Genomic DNA, 18,935 nt, shown 5'->3' with positions numbered 1-18,935 from the left:
CCTCCCCTCCTTAAGTCTCAGCTTTCCGTTTCGCTCAACAAAAATCCCTCTCCAAATTATTTTTTATTAAAAACAGAAACATATCAAAAAAACCAGCGTACTTTTATTTAATATTAAAAATAGAAACTAATAGAAATATGAAAGGCTATTTAGGCGAATTCGAAGAGCTTGTTCTGCTAACCATTGCACATCTTGGTGATGAAGCCTACGGAGTGGCTATACTTGAAAGTATAACTGCTAGGGCGAACAGGTCTCTTAGTCTTGGAGCATTACATTCTACACTTACTCGGTTAGAGGAAAAAGGGCTTATTTCTTCCTACTTGGGCGAACCTACTGCCACACGTGGTGGTAGACGAAAACGCCACTTTGAACTTAAACCGAAAGCCATTGTCTCGCTTAACGACATGAAATCTTTAAGAGATGAGCTTTGGTCTGTATCTAAAATCAATCTCTCGCTTAAATGAATAGGCCTCCACAATTAGCGGAAAAAATATTCACAGCATTATGCGGTCAGGCAGCTGTTGAAGATTTATTGGGAGATTTAGAAGAGCTCTATCAGATCAATTCTGCGAAACACGGAAAAGGCTATGCTAAATCTTTCTATTGGTTTCAAATGCTAAGGCTGTCCTTTTCATATGCCATTACCAAAAGAAAAAAACAACACAAAAACTCTGTACCACAAAACAACAACCTCATTACCATGCTAAAAAGTTACTTTAAAATCTCCGTTCGCAACATCATTAAACAAAAGAGCTTCACCTTTTTAAGTGTATTTGGCTTGGCATTAGGAATGTCCATTGCTCTTTTGGCCCTAGCCATGATTATGGAACTTCATCAGTTTGATAAGTTCCATAAGGATTCCGCCAAAATCTACCGTGTTACTACAGAGATTGCCTATCCAGAAAAAACAAACCGATTTGCATCTGCCCCAACTGCGCTGGCCTACCTCTGCGACAACACCCTACCCTCAATTACTGAAAAGGTTCACATTAACGATATGTTCTTTCCTTCAGTAAAAACAATCGGAGACCCATTGAGGCTATCTGGCTATTTAACAGAACCATCATTTCTAGATATGTTTTCCTTCCCCCTAATCGAAGGAAACAAAAGCGCCCTAAGAATGCCTGGGAAAGTGATCATTACATCAGAATTGGCCGAAAAGCTTTTTGGGCAGAAGCCCGCTATGAACCAAATACTCAAAACCGAAAATTGGGGCAATTTAGAAGTGGCAGGCATACTCGCTCCATTTCCCAAAAATACGCATTTCACATTTGATCTTTTGGCAGCAATTCCTACCAAATTATCAAACAATCAACAATGGACTGACTTTAACGGAAATTTCTATTATTTCAAATCAAATGAATCCATTGCTTCTTTAGAAAAAGAGATTAATGCACTTGGTAGCGCAGGACTACCCTTCTTTAAAGCCCAAAACATTGAAGCAAAGTATCGATTACAACCTATTCTTGATATTAACCCAGGGCCAGATTTGGATGATGAAGTAGGTTTAGTGTTTGACAAACCTTCCATACTCATTTTCATTGGCACAGCCCTTCTAATCTTGCTTCCCTCTTGTATTAATTATGTAAACATGGCCATAGCAAGTGCCCTTAAAAGGTCGAAGGAAATTGGAATTAGAAAAGTAATGGGTGGTCAATCAGAACAAATCGTTCATCAATTTCTGCTCGAAACCATTCTCATTTGTTTAATTGCTCTAGGCATAAGCTCAATCTTCTTTTACTTTATTAGAGATGAGTTTGTGGCCATGCTGGCGGGAGCGTCATCGCTCACTTTTGCCCTTAACCTTAAACTAGTACTGGTATTTGTTCTTTTCGCTATCTGTACGGGACTCCTCACTGGTTTAGTTCCAGCATTTTTCTACGCCAAAACCAGCCCAATTGCAGCATTAAGAAACACCATAGGCAGTAATAAAGTATCAATATCAGGTATCAGAAAAGGCCTAATGATCTTTCAATTTGTTGTATCCCTCGTTTTAATGATTGGTATTGGTGTATTGGTACGGCAATATCAACACTCCCTCACCTATAACTTGGGCTTTCATAAAGAGAATGTTCTGGTCGTTCCTATCGAATCCAGTCAATCCGAACTTCTGAAGAATTCCTTTCTTTCTAACCCAGATGTGAAAGATCTCAGTTTCTCATCAAGCATTCCCGGCACCCCACTTTCTCGCTCTGTCTACTTTTTTAGTGAAGACAAACTAGACTCTGTTAGAGCGAGAGAAGTATTCATAGACGATCAATTTATTGACCATATGGAAATTGAAATGGTTTGGGGATCGGGCGAACTTAGGAAGGATCACCTTGAGCAAATCCTTGTTAATCAAAGCCTAATGGACAAACTCAACAATCTCAATTCTTCAGCAAAAGATAGTCTCTTAGGTCAATTTCAAAACGACCGGAAAGTTCAGATTGTTGGGGTGATTAAAGATTATAATCACGAACCACTTAATGAACGAATAGAACCAATGGTAATGCGTATCAGCGATTCTGACCTCAACTATGCCTTGGTCTCAATAACCTCGCAAAACTTACCTAAAACCTTAGCCACCCTAGAAAATGGATGGAATCAACTCTATCCAAATCAACCTTTTAAAGCCACTTTTTTAGATACTGAAATCAAAAAAGCATACGATTTCTTTAAAGCTGGTATCAAAATTTTTGGATTTCTAGCCCTGCTAGCGGTTACCATTTCTAGTCTTGGATTGCTTGGTATGGTAATTTATTCTACTGAAAATAGAACCAAAGAAGTGGCAATTAGAAAGATACTAGGTGCCAATGGCTTCAGCCTTCTAAAATCCCTTTCCAATACATTTTTCAAAATGTGGGCCATAGCCTTAATTATTGCAGTACCATCTGCCTATCTATTTTATGACTCCGTATTGGTCAGTATCTATAATAAATTTAGTGGAGGTGTAGGCTTTGCCGAAATACTCTTTAGCACAATGGCTACAGTTAGTATTGGTGTGCTCGCCATTTTATGGCAAACACAGAAAATCATGAAAACAAATCCTGTTCATAATCTAAGAAATGAATAGCCCTTGGCTGTACTTCTAAAAAAAATAATTCTTTAGAAACCTAAAAATCAATGAACTGCCAGTGCATATCATTAGTTTAGTGGATAAAATTTCTTTAGAAGCATTATGAACCAACTGATATTTAAGAACGGAGATAAGTTAGAAGCTATTGGACTGGGAACTTGGAAATCTGAACCAGGTGAAGTTTACCAAGCAGTTAGAACAGCCATCAAACTAGGGTATCGCCATATTGACTGTGCTTGGATTTACCAAAACGAAGATGAAATTGGAAACGCTTTTGCCGATGCCTTTGCAGAAGGTGACGTAAAACGCGAAGACCTTTTTGTGACCTCCAAACTTTGGAATTCATTCCATGCTCCAGAAGATGTAATGCCAGCTTTAAAAGAATCTTTAAATGCACTACAGCTCGACTATCTGGATCTATATTTAATCCATTGGCCAATTGCTCATAAAAAAGAAGCCATCAACCCAAAAACTGCAGACGACTTTATTCCAATTGACGAAATACCCATTGCCGACACTTGGAAAGCCATGGAAATTTGTGTTGAAAAAGGCTTGGTAAAACACATTGGTGTTTCAAACTTCAATGTTCCTAAGTTGAAAAAACTAATGGAAACTGCCATTATTCAGCCTGAAATGAACCAAGTGGAGTCACACCCTTATTTGGCTCAGAATGATTTATTGCAGTTCTGCATCGAAAACAATATTCACTACACCGCTTATTCTCCATTAGGTTCTAAAGATAGAAGTGCAGGAATGAAAGGTGATGACGAGCCAGATATGTTTGAAAATGAAGTGGTGAAAAAAATCGCTGAAGCACACCGAGTTCATCCAGCTCAAATTCTAATCAAATGGGCCGAAGCGAGAGGCACTGCCGTAATTCCAAAATCGGTAAACCCAGAAAGATTGAAGAAGAACTTGAAGTCGGCTAAAATTGAGTTGAGCAAGGAAGATATGGCCAAACTGAACAAGCTTGACAAAGGATACCGATTCCTGAACGGTAAGTTTTGGGAACTTGAAGGAGGAAGTTATACCGCTGAAGGACTTTGGAATAACTAGTCTTACCTAGCACCTATTTAAATTCTCAAAAAACCAGCGTTGGAAACAAGGCTGGTTTTTTTGTTCTATTTCCTTTCCTCGCTTATTGTAAATATTAATTGAAGGATATGATAAGGAAGTACAAGCATGTGCTCTAACCTGCTGTTAATTAAAAAGTCTCCATAACCAAAGGATAATAGCAAACACAATTAGTACCGCTAACACTTTCCAACCAAACCTAGAAGCTGGGCCGAAAACATTATCTTCAAACTCAGGCTCTTTTTTGTCTTCAGTTATTTCTTTCCGGCTCTTCATCTCCCCTGTTTTTTGTTTTATCGAGTCCAGTCCGTAAACTTACTCACTCAGTACTCCAACTGGTTGAAGCGTCTCGCTACGATCAAGAACACAGCCTAATATAAAAAGCTTATTTCAATTATACCTTTTTGATTTTCAAAGCTCATGTGCTAGAAGCTTGTAGAGATTTTATTGATGGTACAGTGTTTGGATTTATATGGTCTGAAATCAAATTTATAAGACCATGAAAAATCTTAAAACACTTAGTTTATGCCTTACAATGGTCATAACTGTACTTTTTGTAGGCTGTTCAAAGGATTCTGACACAAACCCAGGAGCTCCAACCTTACCCCCGCAGTCATCAATTGCTCCAGATATGGGGAATTTTTCCTCAAATCAAGAAAATGGTGCCGCAAACTTGGAAGGTCAAGACCAATCCAATTTTGGCTTCGCTGCATTAAATGTCATTTTCTGGCAATCGCTACTTACTGTAGATTTGGCAATACCCGTTGCAGCATATAAAGAAGCTTTCAACCATAGTTTTGAATACCTCAATGACGAAGACCGATGGAAGTCTGAATATTCGGTAACAGTTGGAGACAGAAATATAACTGCTACTTTATACGCAGAAAAAGTAGGTGCAAGCGCCTCTTGGAAAATGTACCTTTCTTCAGAAGGTGAATTTGAAAACTTTCTGTGGTTCAGCGGTACTTCACGTTTAGACAATACAAGTGGTGAATGGACTCTATTTAAAAGCCCTGACGAACCAAGACAATTGCTCAGTATTGATTGGGAAAATGAAAATGACACTGAGTTTAAGTTGACTTATAACCTTGTAGATACCGAGTCGGACAAAGAAGGAAGTTATATTGAATACGGTTCTACAGACGAAGATGTTTACACGCACTTCTATGATGTTTCGATTGTAAGCAAAGCCGATGAAGATTATGATGTTTCCATTTTGTTCAACAACAATACTAAAGTGGGTAGAGTAAAATCAGAAGCACACTTTAACAGTAGCGATTGGTTCTGTTGGAATGAAAGTTTCCAAAACCAAACTTGTGGAAGCTAAAACTTCCTTAGTCAGTCTCCGTTGAGGCTAAAAGCAAAAGAGGTTACATCATTGCTGGTGTAACCTCTTTTGTCTTTTTATGATTTATAAAAAAACCCCGACTGGTCGGGGTTCAGTAATCAAAAATCTATAATTTTTTAACTATATTTTCTTGACATTCACAGCGTTAAGTCCTTTACGACCTTCAGCTTTTTCGAATTCAACTTTGTCGTCTTTGTCGATAGCATCGATTGTACCAGAAACGTGAACAAAGATTTCTTCACCAGATGCGTCATCAACGATAAAGCCGAAGCCTTTATCATTGTTGAAGAATTTTACTACTCCTGTATTCATTGTAAATTGTAATAAGTAATTAAAAATTTTATTTGTATTACGGCAAATGTAGCTATTAGTTATGAAATCCAATAAAACCAGCAATAAAAAACTGTATATCGTTCGTCATGCCAAATCTAGTTGGGGTAATCCGCATCTATCTGATTTTGAGCGACCTTTAAATCATCGTGGCGAAAATGATGCGCCAGATATGGGGCAAAGATTAGCAATAAGGAGTGTTAAACCGTCCCTTATAATATCCTCTCCAGCCAACCGAGCATTAACCACAGCCAAAGTGATTTCTGCTAAAATTGGTTATCCTGTTTCCTACATTATGGAGGAAGAAAGGCTTTATCACGCGTCTACCGGAACCATTAAAACGCTGTTAAGCCGAGTTGATGATGAACACAACACAGTCATGATTTTTGGCCATAACCCTGGGTTGACTTACTTAATTAATGAAATCAGTGATTTTGATTTAGACAATCTACCAACCTCTGCCGTCTGTGGTATCGAATTTGAAATGGAAAGTTGGAAAGAAATTCAACGCACCAGAGGTTCTCAATTCTATTACGATTATCCAAAATCGAAGAATGATTGACAGTCTAGTTCCTTCGTAAACTCAGGATGAAAAGTGCGAATAGTTAGGCGCAGCATTATAATTAAACCGAAGCTACTTCTTTTCATTTCCTGAGCTCCGAGGCTTCGGAGAAGGATCTAAATTTCAAGACTAATCTAAATCACAAAACCTGCTTGAGAAGTTGGATGTAAAACTCAATCCCCTCCTCTATTTCATGAATAAAAACAAATTCATCTGCTGTATGTGATCGGGCAGAATCGCCAACTCCAAGCTTCAAAGAAGGATAAGGCATCAACGCTTGATCAGACATTGTTGGAGAACCGTAAGTTCTTCTGCCCAAAGCAATTCCCGCCTGAACAATCGGATGATCCATTGGAATGGAAGAAGGATTCAATCTAGTCGATCGCGGTTCCACCTTGGATTTGACATGCGCTCTGATAATTTCCAGAATTTGGGTGTTCGAATAACAGTCCGTACTACGCACATCTACTACAAACTTACATTCATCGGGTACTACGTTGTGCTGCTGACCCGCATTAATCATCGTCACCGACATTCGCACTGGCCCTAGGGTTTTTGAAACATCGTCAAAGGTATAGGTACGAAACCATTCAATATCCTTAATGGCTTTGTAAATCGCATTTTCGCCTTCGTTCCGAGCAGCGTGGCCTGATTTTCCGGTGGCCACACAATCCAACACCATCAATCCTTTTTCTGCAATTGCCAAATCAAGCAAAGTAGGCTCGCCCACTATAGCGAAATCTATCTCGCCCAATTCCCCCAAAATACTTTCCACCCCATTCTTCCCAGAAATTTCTTCCTCAGCCGTAGCCGCCAAAATCAAATTGTATTTTAAGTCAGGAGCATGATAGAAATTCAGAAAACAAGCCATAAGAGAAACCAAACTCGCTCCAGCATCATTGCTTCCTAATCCGTAAAGCTTTCCTTCTTCTACTTCCGGAGAAAACGGATCCTTGGTGTAGCCCACATTCGGTTTTACGGTGTCATGATGTGAATTGAGCAGAATGGTAGGTTTGCTATCATCAAAATGTAAATTCTTCACCCAAATGTTGTTGTCTTTTCTTTGGATTGAAATTCCTTTATCCTGAAAAAAGGCTTGAATCAAATCAGCCGTTTTATCTTCTTCTTTGCTCAAAGACGGAATAGCAATAAGCTGTTTTAGTAATTCGAGCGCTTCTTTGAATAACTGCATTTTAATTACTGATTAGGGTTCCAGATTGGTCATTGGCCAAGGCTTGTAAGTTTTCAAAAGAACCAATCCTTACCGATTTAGCACCATGAGCCAAGGCCAATAAAGCGCAATCCATTTTGGGAAGCATACCTTCATTAATCACTCCGCTCTCTTTTAGCCCTGCTACTTCTGCCCTTTTAATTTCAGAAATTACAGTCTTGCTTTCAAAATCAGAAAGCACACCAGGTTGCTCGAAGCAGTAAATCAATTTCACTTCAAATTGCTGGGCTAAAGCCGCTGCCACCGAAGCCGCAATAGTATCGGCATTCGTATTGAGCATATGACCTTCGCCATCGTGGGTCAAAGGAGCCAACACAGGGATTAGTCCAGAATCGATGAGTTTTTTGAGGATCTCAGTATTGATATTTTCTGGCTTTACATCGCCCACAAAGCCATAATCAATTGCTCCTACGGGTCTTTTTGTAGCTGGAATTACATTGGCATCCGCACCAGTGAGGCCAATAGCGTTTACCTTCAAGGCTTGAAGTTTACTGACGATTCGCTTGCTCACCAGTCCGCCATACACCATAGTCACCAAGTCAATGGTTTCCGCATCAGTGATTCTTCGCCCCTCCACCATTTTGGGCTCAACGCCTAATCTCTTACCAAAGTCGGAAGCAATTTTTCCACCTCCGTGAATTAGAATTTTTTCTCCTTCTAAAGTTGAAAACGATTTTAGAAAAGCATTTAAAGCTGACGCTTCATCAATGACCTTTCCCCCAACTTTAACAATGGTAAGCTTTTTCATTTCTTTTATTTGTTAAGGCCTCTCCCTAAATCCCTCTCCTAGGAGAGGGACTTTTACAGTCTGCTAGTGCAAACTTTATCTTTCAAAATTGGCAACCTCTAGGCCTTCCCCAAAAAGGGAAAGCTTGGGTTTAACCAAGTTAACGATTTCACCTTTACTCAAAGGCCTCACCCCAACCCCTCTCCCAAGAGAGGGGCTTTTACAGCCTGCTAGAGTAGATTAAACACGTTTAAACTGGCAGTCTGTAATCCTTCCCCCCATGGGGGAAGGCATGGATGGGGGCTCTATCAACTTCTACATTAACAATTCATGAAACACTGCTTGAGCAGCGTAAACTCGGTTTTCAGCCTGCTCTAAATGAATGGCATTTGGGCCATCTAAAATTTCGTCTTTAATCACCAAACCTCTTCTCACGGGCAAACAGTGCATCACTTTTGCATTTTCAGTCAATTTCAATTGCTTTGAACCGAAAGTCCAGCTTTCATCTTGAGATAAAATTTGACCGTAGTCATTGTAAGATGACCAGTTCTTTACATACACAAAATCGGCATCTTTAAGTGCTGCTTCTTGGTTATGAAAAACAGGGATTCCTTGTCGAAACTCCTCTGCTAAATCATATCCTTCTGGATTGGCAATACTAAAATCAACGTCAGCTTTTCCCATCCATTCCGCAAAAGAATTGGGGACTGCTTGCGGCAAAGCTTTTACATGGGGCGCCCAAGTCAGCACTACTTTGGGTTTGCGCGTTGCGGTCCATTGTTCTTTAATCGTAACTAAATCTGCCAAGCTTTGTAATGGATGTCTGGTACCGCTTTCCAAACTCACAATAGGAACGCCCGCATATTTGATAAAGGCATTCAAGAGTTTTTCAGAATAGTCTGCTTCTTTCGATTTCAATTCAGGAAAAGTACGCACGCCCAACACATCGAAATAACGTCCCATTACGGCTGCGGCTTCCTTAATGTGTTCGGCCTTATCGCCATTCATGACCACACCATCTTCAAACTCCAAGGCCCAGCCGTCTTTCCCAATGTCCAACACAATGGCTTGAGCACCTAAATTTTGGGCTGCCACTTGCGAACTCAAACGTGTTCTCAAGCTCGGGTTGAAGAAAATCAACCCTATCCTTTTGCCTTCGGCCAGTTTGGTTTGAAATGGGTTTGCCTTTAACAACAAAGCCTTTTCTACCAATGCGTTAATGTTTTGTACGTCTTTTACTGAAGTGAAATTTTTCATTCTTTCTAATTCGGAACGGAAATGAATTTCATCATTTTCGGATTTTGGAGCCATTTTTCCGCCCCCCTTATTTGTTTAATTCTTTACTTAATGCGGCTAAAAACTGATCCAGTTCAGCCTTACTAATGTTCAGCGGTGGCAATAATCGAATCGTATTTTTATTGGAAGCTGAACCCGTGAAAATGCCATGTTCAAAAATCAATGCTTTGCGCAAAGCAGCTACATCAAAATCAAATTCAGCACCGATCATTAGGCCTCTTCCTCTAACTTCTTTCACTTGTTCAATTTTCTTCAATTCACCTTCAAGATAAGCTCCCATTTTTGCAGCATTCTTGAGCAAATGCTCTTCTTCTAGCACTTCCAAAACTGCAAGTGAAGCAGCACAAGCCAAATGATTTCCTCCGAAAGTAGTGCCCAACATGCCATGCCAAGGCTCAATTTCTGGCGAAATCAAAACACAACCTACTGGAAACCCATTACCCATTCCTTTTGCCATGGTAATGATATCGGGGCGAACTACAGAATGTTGATGCGCAAAAAACTTCCCTGTTCTTCCAGCTCCCGACTGTACTTCGTCTAAAATCAGTACGGCTTCATAGCTATCGCATAGTTCGCGGGCTTTTGCCAAAAAGGCATCGCTTGGTGTATAAAGGCCAGCTACTCCTTGAATTCCTTCAATAATTACACCTGCTACTTCATCATCAAAAGCTGAAGTTAAAGCCTCTAAATTATTCATGGGCACAAAAACTACCTCGTGACCATTGTTAAATGGCGCTACGATTTTCGGGTTATCCGTTGTGGCTACGGCTCCAGAAGTTCTGCCATGAAAAGCATTTTCCACCGCAATAATCTTACGATTTCCAGTATGGAAGGAAGCCAGTTTTAATGCATTTTCATTCGCTTCGGCACCAGAGCTACACATGAAAAACTGGTAGTCATAGTAGCCAGAAATTCGACCCATGGCTTCGGCTAGCTCATCTTGCAATGAATTTTGAACCGCATTGGAATAGAAACCAATTTTTGACAATTGTTCGCTAACTCGTTTAACGTAATGCGGATGGGTATGCCCTATCGAAATCACGGCATGGCCACCATATAAATCCAAATACTCTTTCCCTTCTTTATCCCAAAGTTTGGCTCCAAGCGCACGCACTGGCTCAATTGGGTAAAGCGGATAAACATCAAATAATTTCATAGTTATTAATTAAAAAGCACTTGGTTTTAGATTCAAACCTAGTTTTTCAGGAAAGCCAAACATCAAATTCATGTTTTGTACGGCCTGACCGCTAGCACCTTTGAGTAGGTTATCAATGGCAGAATGGATTACCAAATAGCTGCCGTGTTTTTCAAGATGAAGCACACATTTATTGGTGTTCACTACTTGCTTCACATCAATGGCCACATCGCTTACCCAAGTAAAGGGATGGTCTTCATAATACTCTTTATACACCTGAATAGCCTCTTCCAAAGGCCACTCGCAATGCTGATAAGCTGTCACAAAAATGCCTCTGGTGAAGTTTCCTCTGTAGGGCACAAAGTTGATCGGTTTATCGAACCACGGCTGAAGTTGTTGAAGGCTTTTCCCTGTCTCGTCCATGTGTTGGTGGGTGAAAACTTTGTAGGCCGAAACATTACTGTCGCGCCAGCTAAAATGCGTACTGGCCGAAGGTTGAACTCCTGCGCCTGTCGAACCCGTCATGCCTGAAAGGTGTACCTCTCTCAACATTCCGTTATAGGCCAAAGGCAGCAATGCCAATTGGATGGCAGTCGCAAAACAACCAGGGTTCGCCAAGAAACGGGCATTTTTTATTTTGTTACGATTGAGTTCTGGCAAGCCATAAACGGCCTCGTTACTCATTCTAAAGTCATGGCTCAAGTCAATGATCTTGACAGTGTCTGGCACTTGATTCTCCTTCATAAATTCTGAAGAAGCGCCATGCCCCATGCAAAGGAAAAGTAGATCGATATCGAAATGGATCTGATCCGTAAAGCTCAATTCGCTGTCTCCCAAAAGGTCGGTATGTACATTGTGAATTGGCAAACCTACCTGACTTCGGCTGTGCGCAAAACTAACTTCCACCTCAGGATGATGAATCAGTAAACGCAGCAATTCGCCTCCTGTGTAGCCTGCTGCTCCAACTATTCCTGCTCTAATCATTTCCTTGATTTACTTGGTGGTAAATGGCACTTTGGTTACCGAAAATCTTAGCGAAGCCTTTCACGTCATCACCCGTCCAAGCATTGTTCATTTCTCCGTAGTTGCCAAATTTGGCCGACATCAAGTCATGCTCAGACTCGATTCCGATCAATTGATAGCGGTAAGGCAAAAGCTTGAAAAATGCTTTCCCTGTCACAAATTTCTGACTGCTTTCCATCATGTTTTCTAAATCGCGCATTACAGGGTCCATAAACTGCCCTTCGTGCAGCCAGTTGCCATAAAAAGCAGCTACTTGGTCTTTCCAGTAAATCTGCCATTTGGTGAGAATATGTTTTTCTAAAGCCTGATGTGCTTTGATGGTAAGGATGGCAGCTGAAGCCTCAAAACCAACCCTTCCTTTGATGCCAATAATGGTATCGCCCACATGGATATCGCGACCAATGCCAAAAGGAGCCGCTATTTTCTCCAAAGCCTGAATGGCTTCAAATGAATGCGTAAACTCTTTCCCGTTAATTGACTTCAATTCACCTTTTACAAAGCCCAGCTCTAAATCCTCTTCAACCGTTTTGGTCACTTGGGTTGGCCAAGCTTCTTCAGGTAAATAACCTTTAGAACTTAAGGTTTCTTTACCTCCAACAGATGTCCCCCAAAGCCCCTTATTGATTGAATAAGCAGATTTTGAAAAGTCCATATCTACACCTTTCGATTGCAAATAGGCGATCTCTTCTTCCCTCGAAAGCCTCATATCTCGAATAGGCGTGATGATTTCGGCATCGGGCAAATAGGTTTGGAAAATCATATCAAAACGGACTTGATCATTACCTGCTCCAGTGCTTCCGTGCGCTATATATTCTGGGTTAAGCGTTTTAGCATATTTGGCAATGGCCATGGCTTGGCTTACCCTTTCGGCACTTACAGAAAGCGGATAGGTACTGTTTTTCAGTATGTTTCCAAAAATCAGATACTTGATTACGCTTGAATAGTAGTTAGAAGTTTCTTCGATGGTTTTATGGCTGGTTACGCCCATTGCATAGGCACGTTTTTCAACTTCATCCAGTTCTTGCTGAGAAAAACCGCCTGTATTTACCAATACAGAATGAATTTCTAAGCCACGTTCTTCACTTAAATATTTTACACAATAAGAGGTGTCGAGCCCTCCGCTATAGGCTAAAACTACTTTCTTCTTATTCATCATTTTTCTTCTTTTTGGCTTCTGCCTTCAACAAAATATTCTTCTTAAAATTTACCCAACGTTGAAACAAGTTGAAGTCTTTATCCAACTCACGTCCCACCCATTGAGTTCTTTTAGGTTTTACATTTTTCTCCCACTCTGGATTGTATAACATGGCTGTACAAATACAGTTTGACCTATTTTTGGCTTTTAGTATTTCGTAATTGACACAGCTTTGACAGCCCTTCCAGAAGTCTTCATCTTGGGTCAGTTCTGAATACACTACGGGTTTATAGCCCAATTCAGAGTTGATTTTTAGTACTGCCGCACCTGTTGTAAGTCCGAAGATTTTTGCTGTTGGGTATTTCTTCCTAGATAACCTGAACACGGCTGCCTTGATACGTTTAGATAATCCAAGACCACGGAATTTATGAGATACGATGAGCCCAGAGTTGGCTACAAATTTCTCATGACTCCACACTTCGATGTAGCAGAAACCTGCCCATTCGCCCGCTTCAGTTACGGCTACTACCGCTTTACCTTCACGCATTTTTAGTGATACGTATTCTGGGGTTCTTCGCGCAATTCCAGTGCCTCTAATTTTGGCGGAGTTGGCAATTTCTTCAATAATATCTTCTGTAAAGCGGGTGTCTTCTTCTGTGGCTACCCTTATTATGAATTTTGTTGATTCCATTCTCACTGTAATTCTGGATTATGAAAACGATTCAATGTTTTCAGAAATCCTAAAAGGAAATATGATTTAAAATTTGAAAAAGAATATAGGTAATATTGGGGACTTGACTACCGCATAGGTAGTCTATGTATATGAGGCGACTAGCGCCTAAAAAACTTAGGTGTATATACAGCAACCTCAGACACAGGGAGTGTCAAGTTTATCGCTGATGATATGTTCGCTTCGTTCTTCATTCTGAAATGAGGGACAAAGGAAATGAAAAGTTTGGTATGAACAACGGTTTTATTCTGGAATTTTAAAAACCTAACAAAAATGGTTGAAAACGAATTATTTACGCACTCAAATTACCGTAACCCGCTGGTGGTCTGCGATATGCATAATAGCTCATTACCACTTCAATTGCCTGACGAATTGCTTTGTTGATGGGCATCATTTTGGTACCTAGTTCGGTATCGATACTGCGTAGCCTAAAATAATAGTCACTCATCATTGGAGAAGGAATACCTGCTTCCATGTCTTCTTCAATTTTTGCAATGGTATCTGCTTGGCCTGCCTTCATTAGCTTACAGGTAATGAACCTGGCTTTTCCGTTTTTATCTCTTGTAGCCGAATAGCCAAACAGACGGCAAATTAAACCACGGTATGCATACTGTGAGCAACCTCCCTTGTCTAAAGAATCTTTAACGGGGTTGAAAAGGGTGCATATTGAGCTCTCATTCAACAGCAAGTTCTGATAAAATTCATCAATGCGCTTGGTCAGAAAAAGGTGAAATGCATATGGAAGAAACTCTAGAGGAGTAGCTTCAATATCGGCTTTGAAGCAACATTTACCACAGCCCGAAATACAATGAAGGCCACTTCTATCACGAAGCGAATTCATTTCTTGATCAAGGGCGGCAAAAATCTTTTCTACCGATTTAACTTTTCTGACAATTGACATAAGGGCTGCGAAGGTAACGGAGAAAATCTTTGTTTTTACACTAGCACCAAAATTTACTTTTAGGGCTTAAGTCTTAAAAGTCAGATGATTTATGTGCTATTAGCAACAAATTATTTCTTTGTGAAGGTAACTTGAGACTTTACAGGAAAAGCACCTTCTTCCAAACTTAAAAAAGAAACGCCTGTAAGTTTTTGTCCTTCATTTTTCTCCAGGTAAATAATCCCAAAACCAGAAGTTAGTACTTCAGAAGAAAACTCGATAGCCATAAAGTCTCCTAGCTTATGGGTATAGAATTCACGCTTTTCATGTCGCCCATTTTCCCAAATAAAAAGTTCGCCTTTTGGTCGAAATTCAAAGGTTTTATTCTCAAAAAATCCAGAATTACCATTTGCGGCCCATGAGGTATTTGGGAGACCGACTGAAGGGGTTTCTGGAGAATAATGCGCGAAGAAATATTCGGTTGTTGGGTTTTCATCGATGGTAGATTTCAGTACCATCATTCCTTCTTTATTGACAGTTCCATAAAGTGTGTCTTGCAATGATTCAAACCTCACATTGACTCCGTCACTTTTTATTGTCCAACTCTCTTTTACATCTGAGTAAAAGCTTTCTGCTTTAGAATCCGATAAAACCGTCAACAACATTAGGCCTGGTTCAACAAAGGCTTTTTCGTCACTAGAACCATCCTCGCTGTATTTCAATTGGCCCATATCCATTTCTGGCGGAATGGCCTTTATATAAGCCAAAAGCCAACTTCCTTTTAGGTTTTGAGCGCTAAGAGAAGTTGAAAAAACAATAAGAAGTGAGAATAATAAAATACGCATGCCCGAATATACGGTAAAAAGGCATCAGCGGTCGAGCCACTTTTTAAAATCTTGCACCTTGTCTCGGCTTACAATCGCATCGGTTTCATCGGTATGAATTAAAATAAGTCGGAGGCGAGAATTGGAGTAGGTGATAATGTCCTTTACCGCCTCTAGCGAAACCAAGTATTTACGATTAATACGGAAGAATTTCTGTGGGTCGACCAACTGTTCCACTTGTTCCATAGTGTAGTCAATGATATAGCGGTTCTTCTCTTTGGTTTGAAGGTAAGTGGCTTTTTCTTGACTAAAAAAATAAGCAGTTTCGGCCGTTGGAATGGTGTGAATATGCTCTCCAATTTTGACCACAAAGCGTTCCTTGTATTGCTTTGTGAGCATTTGCATGGCTTGCTGAATCAGCATCATATCCATTCCTGACTTTTGCTCGGGTGCGTTAGGCTTGAAACGCGCCTCATATTTCTCTAAAGCATTTTCTAGATCCGTTGGGTCGATGGGTTTGAGTAAATAATCAATGCTATTTACCTTAAAAGCCTGAATGGCATACTCATCAAAGGCGGTCGTGAATATGATGGGGGAAGAGACTTCTACCTGCTCTAAAATCTCGAAACTGAGTCCATCGGCCAATTGAATATCGAAGAACAGAAGATCGGGCTGAGGGTTTTCTTTTAACCAATTCACCGCTCGTTTTACCGAATCGAGTTTGGCCAGTATTTCTATTTCAGGATTAATTTTCTCCAATAAATTAGCCAGCCTCTTGGCTGCCATCGACTCATCTTCTACAATCAGTACTTTCATTTCTCAAAGGCTAGTAATGGAAGTTTCACAATAAATTCGCTCGGCTCATCAATCACCTCTACGGGTGTTGCGCTCAAGAATTCATACCTAGATTTAATATTTGACAACCCCATTTCTGAGCTCTCCTCTATCGGAATATTCTTCTTCTGAAGGTTATTTCGAACCACCAGCTTTTCTCCATTTTCTATTTCAATATGAATAGTAAGTGGTTCTTCTTCGGCAATTACATTATGCTTAATGGCATTCTCTAAAAGCATTTGAATGGCCATAGGTGGTAGCATTTTCTGCTCAAAACCTTCTATACTGATATTGAGTTGAAGTTTTTCGTCAAACCTAATTTTTTGTAGAAAGAGGTAAGAATTGACAAAGTCCATTTCGGTTTTAAGACTGACTACCTCTTGTGCACGAGTATCTAAAACATAACGGTACACTTTTGAAAGCTCTCGAATAAATTTGGCCGCTTGGTCTTGATCTTCATACACCAAATTGGTAAGCGCATTCAAACTATTGAATAGAAAGTGTGGATTGACCTGATTTTTAAGGGTTTCGTATTTGGCCTCCATTTGTTCCTTTTTTAGCCTTTCTGCATCCAAACTGGCTTTCTTCCAATTCTTTAAAAACTCAACTGAGTTCAGGAAAAAAGAAATAACAAAGGTAATTCCGACAGAGATCAATAAGGTCCATTTAATATCCCCCATGTCAATATCGAAGCCATATTTCAGTACCACATATAGCGTATACACAGCTAAAGGTGTATAGACGATTACCCCCACTACTCCCCAAATAAATCGTTTGCTTGGGTTTTCTAACCACGGAATTTTATAGGAGAGGTAGTTGGAAACATGTGCATTACCCTGCCAAAGTAAGATCCATTGAACAGCTGAAACTATCATTGAGGCAAGGGCAACGTCCCAATTATTAAAACAGCTAGTACACCAAAAGTATACTGATGGACCACCTAACAATGCGATAAGCGCTGTTTCCTTAAGTTCCCGTTTCCAATTGACTGTTTTGAGATATCCCATTTAGGCTAAAGTACTGATTTTATACTTTCTCTGCGTTGGCATATTTACCAACACCGAATTGTTTTCTGTAACGGTTGGCGTGATAGGCAATCAATGGCGACCCAATCGCAGCTGGTAAAACCCAAAGTATCCAGCCCATGTTGCCCAAGGCAGCAAACAAAGCTCCGTTTTGAACTAGAAACGCTGTAATACTGGCAATAAAAGCACCGCTCATTAAATTCATATGGGCAAACCACCACCACATTTTATCGGGCTTGGTATTTCTAAAGCCTTTGATGTTGAGCCAAGCCGTGTTGGCCGTAAAAAAACCGAAAATAACCGATAAGTAACCAATGGTTGACGAAAAGTTGCTCAAGACTAAAAAGCGAATTCCAGCTCCAAAAAGAGTCAATCCAAAAGCGATGGCAATAAAAGCTGCAATCCAATCAATGCGTAAAGGTTTCAGTGTCTTCTTGAGTTTCAATACCCGTTGGCCTGCGAACGTCATGTAGAAACTAAATACAGCAATGATAGTAAGAAAGAAATTGAATCTAACGAATGCCACAATAAGTAGTGCACTGATAAAAATCCAAGCCATTGACCAAAAGAAAACCATTCCAGCGGCTCGGTGAATCTTACCTCCTTTTCTTCCAAAGAAAGCGGCCAAAACACCTGAAAGCAAAGTGGTCACTCCTGCGGTGACGTGAGATATGATGAGTACTTTATCCATGCCTGAATCTTTTAAAATTAAAAAAATGAGGGGCTCGCTTTTCGCAAACCCCAACTAATTACGTTTTACTTTCCGCAGCCAGACATTAGCTCCTGGGCCATTTCTATTCCCCAAGTTGGGTCAAAGCTTTTGCCTTTTTCTTCTGCATTGAACAATGGAATACTTTTCTCTACCAAACCACAAGCACCAGCGGTAGAAGAACCAAAAAACTGTGCTGTACCATATTGCATTTGTGCCATTAAAGCCATTGCTCTAGGGTTTTTAGCATCCAGTTGCATGGCCTGTCCGAAAGTTTGTGATGCCAAACCTGATAGTGATTGACCTCTTGACGCTGGATCTGCTGCCAATTGCGCCATGAAATAGAAACCTTCTAAGGCTACTACTTCGCTATTGTTTGGAACAAGCGCTTTAGCCTTTTCAACAAATGGTTTCGCTTTATCTAAAAGTTGGTCTTTGGCTTTCACGCCTTCCGCTAAAAATGAAGCATTGATGTAATTTAAGGCAGCATAATATTGTGGGTGCCATTGGTCGCTTGCAATGGCAGCTATTCGCTCAAATTGACCAGCAGAGGCTTGTAGGTTTTCTAAGTTACGCTCAGCGCCCATCGACTGTAAACCCTTCACCATGGCATTCATATAGGCCTCTTGGCTTTGGGCGCTTAGGGTGAAACTTGTGATAAAAAGAGCGATTAATATGGTTAGCTTTTTCATGTTATGTTTTTTAAAGTTTTTGAGTTCGTTTTCTAATGATGATACTAAGGTGTAGGGAAATAATGTGGTCAGAAAAAAAGTATTACCGAACCGTAGAATCTTCAGGATGAATCGTAAGGAGGTCAAATTTCAAAGGGTCAAAACTCAAATTTCAAACGGATTTCACCCAGTTAAGTAGTAAAAACTGGCACTGGTCATTCCCTAAATTTCGAGATCGAAAAATGGCTAGAGGGGATTAGAATTACAATTCTATTGATACTAAAGGCCTGACTCGTCCTAAAAAAAGTTTACAGGTTTAACATTTAGTACTGTAATAGATTTA

The 18,935-nt window shown here is 40.2% G+C and carries 20 protein-coding genes; 5 read left to right on the top strand and 15 right to left on the bottom strand.

Annotated features, from left to right (window positions below):
* Positions 1-137: 137 nt before the first annotated feature.
* The 3 genes from AAC026_RS19455 to AAC026_RS19445 all read left to right on the top strand — a co-directional run bounded on the left by AAC026_RS19455 (position 138) and on the right by AAC026_RS19445 (position 4,114).
* Entirely contained in the window at positions 138-464 is a 327-nt protein-coding gene (locus tag AAC026_RS19455; protein ID WP_339608619.1) for a helix-turn-helix transcriptional regulator, read from the top strand.
* The gene (locus AAC026_RS19450; protein WP_339701682.1) at positions 461-3,055 is read left to right on the top strand and encodes an FtsX-like permease family protein; all 2,595 of its coding nucleotides are present in this window, start codon (positions 461-463) and stop codon (positions 3,053-3,055) included. Before AAC026_RS19455 ends, AAC026_RS19450 begins: the two co-directional genes overlap by 4 nt.
* A 105-nt stretch (positions 3,056-3,160) precedes the next feature.
* On the top strand, positions 3,161-4,114 hold the full coding sequence (locus AAC026_RS19445) for an aldo/keto reductase (RefSeq protein ID WP_339701679.1): 954 nt from the start codon (positions 3,161-3,163) through the stop codon (positions 4,112-4,114).
* A 144-nt stretch (positions 4,115-4,258) separates the two neighbouring features.
* On the opposite strand, the gene AAC026_RS19440 is transcribed toward AAC026_RS19445, so the two are convergent.
* Positions 4,259-4,408 (bottom strand): hypothetical protein, encoded by a 150-nt coding sequence (locus AAC026_RS19440; RefSeq protein ID WP_339701676.1) that lies wholly within the window; start codon positions 4,406-4,408, stop codon positions 4,259-4,261.
* A gap of 223 nt (positions 4,409-4,631) precedes the next feature.
* Here AAC026_RS19440 and AAC026_RS19435 point away from each other — a divergent pair, with 223 nt between their 5' ends.
* Positions 4,632-5,459, top strand: coding sequence for a hypothetical protein (locus AAC026_RS19435; RefSeq protein WP_339701673.1), 828 nt, complete (start codon positions 4,632-4,634; stop codon positions 5,457-5,459).
* A gap of 141 nt (positions 5,460-5,600) precedes the next feature.
* Here AAC026_RS19435 and AAC026_RS19430 read toward each other — a convergent pair whose 3' ends face one another.
* Positions 5,601-5,792 (bottom strand): cold shock domain-containing protein, encoded by a 192-nt coding sequence (locus AAC026_RS19430; RefSeq protein WP_053224066.1) that lies wholly within the window; start codon positions 5,790-5,792, stop codon positions 5,601-5,603.
* Between the two features lie 61 nt (positions 5,793-5,853).
* On the opposite strand from AAC026_RS19430, the gene AAC026_RS19425 reads away from it, so the two are divergent.
* Positions 5,854-6,372 carry a histidine phosphatase family protein gene (locus AAC026_RS19425; protein WP_339701671.1) on the top strand — a complete coding sequence of 173 codons (519 nt, stop codon included), beginning with the start codon at positions 5,854-5,856 and terminating at the stop codon, positions 6,370-6,372.
* A gap of 139 nt (positions 6,373-6,511) precedes the next feature.
* Here the strand turns inward: AAC026_RS19425 and AAC026_RS19420 are convergent, their stop codons facing one another.
* From AAC026_RS19420 to AAC026_RS19360, 13 genes are all read right to left on the bottom strand, one after another.
* A complete protein-coding gene (locus tag AAC026_RS19420; protein WP_339701668.1) occupies positions 6,512-7,564 on the bottom strand; it encodes a M20 family metallo-hydrolase in 1,053 nt (350 codons plus the stop codon).
* Position 7,565: 1 nt separating this feature from the next.
* Complete coding sequence (argB, locus tag AAC026_RS19415) at positions 7,566-8,351, bottom strand: acetylglutamate kinase (RefSeq protein WP_339701665.1); 786 nt, start codon at positions 8,349-8,351, stop codon at positions 7,566-7,568.
* 294 nt (positions 8,352-8,645) lie between these two features.
* Positions 8,646-9,587, bottom strand: coding sequence for an N-acetylornithine carbamoyltransferase (locus AAC026_RS19410; RefSeq protein ID WP_339701662.1), 942 nt, complete (start codon positions 9,585-9,587; stop codon positions 8,646-8,648).
* A 67-nt stretch (positions 9,588-9,654) separates the two neighbouring features.
* On the bottom strand, positions 9,655-10,782 hold the full coding sequence (locus tag AAC026_RS19405) for an aminotransferase class III-fold pyridoxal phosphate-dependent enzyme (RefSeq protein ID WP_339701659.1): 1,128 nt from the start codon (positions 10,780-10,782) through the stop codon (positions 9,655-9,657).
* 9 nt (positions 10,783-10,791) lie between these two features.
* Complete coding sequence (argC, locus tag AAC026_RS19400) at positions 10,792-11,745, bottom strand: N-acetyl-gamma-glutamyl-phosphate reductase (protein WP_339608715.1); 954 nt, start codon at positions 11,743-11,745, stop codon at positions 10,792-10,794.
* On the bottom strand, positions 11,738-12,940 hold the full coding sequence (locus AAC026_RS19395; RefSeq protein ID WP_339701656.1) for an argininosuccinate synthase domain-containing protein: 1,203 nt from the start codon (positions 12,938-12,940) through the stop codon (positions 11,738-11,740). The genes argC and AAC026_RS19395 overlap by 8 nt, the downstream gene beginning before the upstream one ends.
* Entirely contained in the window at positions 12,930-13,610 is a 681-nt protein-coding gene (locus tag AAC026_RS19390) for a GNAT family N-acetyltransferase (RefSeq protein WP_339608717.1), read from the bottom strand. Before AAC026_RS19390 ends, AAC026_RS19395 begins: the two co-directional genes overlap by 11 nt.
* Before the next feature lie 331 nt (positions 13,611-13,941).
* Positions 13,942-14,550, bottom strand: a complete 609-nt coding sequence (locus AAC026_RS19385; protein WP_339701653.1) for a YkgJ family cysteine cluster protein — start codon at positions 14,548-14,550, stop codon at positions 13,942-13,944.
* Between the two features lie 110 nt (positions 14,551-14,660).
* Entirely contained in the window at positions 14,661-15,374 is a 714-nt protein-coding gene (locus AAC026_RS19380) for a hypothetical protein (protein WP_339701650.1), read from the bottom strand.
* Positions 15,375-15,398: 24 nt separating this feature from the next.
* Positions 15,399-16,169, bottom strand: a complete 771-nt coding sequence (locus AAC026_RS19375) for a LytTR family DNA-binding domain-containing protein (protein WP_339701647.1) — start codon at positions 16,167-16,169, stop codon at positions 15,399-15,401.
* Positions 16,166-17,194 carry a histidine kinase gene (locus AAC026_RS19370; RefSeq protein WP_339701644.1) on the bottom strand — a complete coding sequence of 343 codons (1,029 nt, stop codon included), beginning with the start codon at positions 17,192-17,194 and terminating at the stop codon, positions 16,166-16,168. The genes AAC026_RS19375 and AAC026_RS19370 overlap by 4 nt, the downstream gene beginning before the upstream one ends.
* 19 nt (positions 17,195-17,213) lie before the next feature.
* Entirely contained in the window at positions 17,214-17,903 is a 690-nt protein-coding gene (locus tag AAC026_RS19365; protein WP_339701641.1) for a hypothetical protein, read from the bottom strand.
* Positions 17,904-17,968: 65 nt separating this feature from the next.
* Entirely contained in the window at positions 17,969-18,613 is a 645-nt protein-coding gene (locus tag AAC026_RS19360; RefSeq protein ID WP_339701638.1) for a hypothetical protein, read from the bottom strand.
* Positions 18,614-18,935 lie beyond the last annotated feature (322 nt).

Origin of the sequence: uncultured Roseivirga sp., from assembly GCF_963973945.1 — a bacterium.
Classification (GTDB): domain Bacteria; phylum Bacteroidota; class Bacteroidia; order Cytophagales; family Cyclobacteriaceae; genus Roseivirga.
The sequence above is the reverse complement of the archived record's forward strand: the minus strand, read 5'-3'. Positions and strand labels throughout refer to the sequence as shown.